Source organism: Stenotrophomonas sp. 2YAF22 (assembly GCF_052114665.1).
Lineage (GTDB): Bacteria > Pseudomonadota > Gammaproteobacteria > Xanthomonadales > Xanthomonadaceae > Stenotrophomonas > Stenotrophomonas indicatrix.
This window is the reverse complement of sequence record NZ_JBFRFE010000525.1, coordinates 1-3,123: the sequence shown is the minus strand read 5'-3', so window position 1 is coordinate 3,123 and position 3,123 is coordinate 1. Positions and strand designations below refer to the sequence as shown.

At 66.6% G+C, this 3,123-nt stretch carries 3 protein-coding genes; all 3 read right to left on the bottom strand.

Features of this window, described 5'->3' with window-relative positions:
- A partial coding sequence (gene fliG / locus AB4Y84_RS17570; RefSeq protein WP_442250550.1) for a flagellar motor switch protein FliG occupies nt 1–897 on the bottom strand: 897 nt, incomplete at its 3' end.
- A gap of 10 nt (nt 898–907) precedes the next feature.
- Nucleotides 908–2,554, bottom strand: coding sequence for a flagellar basal-body MS-ring/collar protein FliF (gene fliF / locus AB4Y84_RS17565; protein WP_099818398.1), 1,647 nt, complete (start codon nt 2,552–2,554; stop codon nt 908–910).
- Between the two features lie 12 nt (nt 2,555–2,566).
- Entirely contained in the window at nt 2,567–2,932 is a 366-nt protein-coding gene (gene fliE, locus AB4Y84_RS17560) for a flagellar hook-basal body complex protein FliE (RefSeq protein ID WP_025878997.1), read from the bottom strand.
- Between the last annotated feature and the right edge of the window lie 191 nt (nt 2,933–3,123).

Below are 3,123 nucleotides of genomic sequence, written 5' to 3'. Positions count from 1 at the left end.
TTCCACGTCGGACAGGCGGACCGGGCCGCGCGCTTCCATGTCTTCCAGCAGGATCTCGGCTGCACGCTGGGACATGTTGCGGGTGATCTTGTCGCGCACCTTGATGTCGGCGCCGCGCAGGGCCAGGCCCAGTCGCTCGCCGCTCACTTCGCGCAGCACCAGCTGCATCTCGCGGTCGTCCAGGTCCACCAGGTCGTCGAACACGAACATCAGGTCCTGGATGCGGCCACTCAGCGGTGCGTCGATGCGCGCGATCTCGCCCAGGATCGCCTGGTCCTGGCCGCTGTCCATGAAGTTGAGGATGTTGGCCGCGCACTGCACGCCGCCGATGTTGGACGACTTCAGGTTCTGGTTGCCGGCGAACTGGCGTTCCATGATCTCGTTGAGTTCGTTCAGCGCATTGGGCGGAATGCCGTCGAGGGTGGCGATGCGCAGCAGCACGTCCACGCGGGTGCGCTCGGGCAGCAGCTTCAGCGCGTCGGCAGCCTGGTCGGTTTCCAGGTGCGCCATCACGATGGCGATGATCTGCGGGTGCTCGTTGCGCACCAGGTCGGCCACCGCACGAGGGTCCATCCACTTCAGTGCGTCCAGGCCGGTGGTGTTGCGGCCCAGCAGGATGCGGTCGATCAGGTTGCCGGCCTTCTCGCTGCCCAGCGCCTGCACCAGCATGTTGCGGATGTAGTCGTCCGAGCCCACGCCCAGCGAGGTCTTCGAGCCCAGTTCCTGGCTGAACTGGTCCATCACCCGTTCCACCTGTTCGCGGGTGATGTCGGACATGGTGGCCATGGCGATGCCGATCTTCTGCACCTCCTTCGGCTCCATGTGGCGCAGCACTTCGGCCGCGTCCAGTTCACCCAGCGACAGCAACAGGACGGCGGCGCGCTGCACGCCGGTCAGGGGCGCGACCTCAGTCATTGGCCACCCAGCCCTTGACCACCTGGGCCACGCGCTTGGAGTCGGTCTTCACGGCTTCACGGGCCATCCGCAATCGTTCCTCATAAGAATCCACCGGCAGGGCCAGCGCTTCCGGCCCGCCCAGGCTTGCCCGGTCGGCGCCGAGCGCCGGCAGCGGGGTGCCATCGTCATCGACCAGCTGCACGTCCGCGGTGTGCGGTTCCAGCGCCAGTTCTTCGTTCTTGCGGTTCTGCCCGGTGATGCCGCGCAGTGCCGGGCGCAGCACGCCGAACAGCAGCGCCATCACCACCAGCGCACCCAGCAGCATGCGGCCGGCATCGTGCACCCACGGCAGTTCCCACCAGGCCGGGCCTTCCACCGGCGTGGTATCACGCACGAACGGGGCATTCATCACCGACACGGTGTCGCCGCGCTCGGCGCTGAAACCGACGGCTTGCTTGACCAGTGCCTCGACCCGGGTCAGTTCTGCTGCCGACAGCGGCTGCGGTGCAACCTTGCCGTTGGCGCCGGCCCGCGGCACGTTGTCCACCAGCACCGCCACCGACACGCGCTTGATGCGGCCGGCCGGCTGACGGGTGTGCTGCAGGGTACGGTCCAGCTCGTAGTTGCGGGTCGCGTTCTTGCTGCTTTCGGTCGGCGCCTGCGCGGTAGCCGGTGCAGCGGCCTGACCCGGCGGGCTGTTGCTGGTCGCACCCGGCACGCCCTGCGGGCCCGGCGTACTGCTGCTGTTCTCGCTCATCTGCTCGCTGCGCAGCTTCTGCGGCTCGCCGTTGTACAGCTCGCGCGCTTCTTCAGTCACCGAGAAGTCCATGTCGACGCTGACTTCCGGATTGACCCGGCCCGGGCCGGTCATCGGTTCCAGCAGTTCGCGGATGCGCTGGTTGAACGAGGTTTCCTGGCGGCGCACCTGTTCGAACTGGGCGGCGTTGACGGCCGCTTCGCTGTTCGGGTCGCTGACGCTGAGCATGCGACCGCTCTGGTCGACCACGGTCACCCGTTCCGGCGCCAGATCGGGAATGGCTGCAGCAACCATGTGCACGATTGCATCGACCTGGCTGCGTTCCAGCTGCTGGCCGCCACGCAGTTCAAGGGTGACCGAGGCACTGGCCACATCACGCTGGCGGGTGAACGCACTGGGCTTGGGGATGGCCAGGTGCACACGCGAATCGCGTACCGGGCGCAGCGTATTGATGGTGCGCGACAGCTCGGTTTCCAGCGCGTGCTGGTAGCGCGCGCTTTCCACGAACTGGCTGACGCCGAAACCGGGGTCGCGCTCCATCAGCTCGAAACCGAGCTTGCCGCTGTCGGTCAGGCCCGAGCCCGCCAGTTTCAGGCGGGCATCGTGCAGGTTCTTYTCCGGCACGGTGATGCCACCGGTGGCCGGGTCCAGCTGAAACGGAATCTGTGCGGCACGCAGCAGGTCGGTCGCTTCAGCAGTGGCCTTCTGGTCCAGGCCGGTGTACAGCGGCACCATGCCCGGCTTCTGCGACCAGAAGAACACGAACAGGCCTGCCGCCACGGCCACGGCGATCATCGCCATCAGTCCGAGCCGACGGGTGATCTGCAGGCTTTGCAGCCGGTCGAACCACTGGCCCGCCTTTTCGGCGTTCAGGGATTCCTTGGAGAGCGACAGGGCCATGCGTTTCTATCCTTACAGCGGCATGTTCATCACGTCCTGGTAAGCCTGGACGAGACGGTTACGGACTTCCACGGTGGCGCGGAAGGCGATCTGGGACTGCTGCGAGGCGACCATCACCTTGGCCAGGTCGGCGCCGGGTTCACCCAGTTCGAAGGCCTTGGCCAGCGCGCCGGATTTCTGTTGCGCATCGTTGACGCCGGCGATGGCGCCGCGCAGGGTTTCGGTGAAGCTGGCAGGCTGGACCTGCGGCGCATCCAGCACCGTGCCCGGCAGGGCATTGCTACGCGGCGCTTCGGCCAGCGGGTTGAGCGCGGGCTGTCCTACCTGGGTCTGGTAGGAGCGGATCTGGGAAAGGATCGAAGTGACGGAGTGGGACATCTGCAACGGTTCCAGAAACAGGGATGGGGGTGTCTGCTGGAGCTAGTGCAAGTGCCGTGCCGAAATGGCTGATCGGTTCAGTGAAGTGAGGGGGGTGTTGCTTTGCGGGGTTGCACCCCGCGCCCCGCGGTAGTGCCGGCCGCTGGCCGGCAACCTCAACAGCAACAGCCGAAGCAGAGTCGGGGTTCCTG

Bases quoted from the DNA above. Each gene is read 5' to 3' on its own strand.
- fliE (WP_025878997.1), bottom strand. From the start codon at position 2,932: ATGTCCCACTCCGTCACTTCGATCCTTTCCCAGATCCGCTCCTACCAG.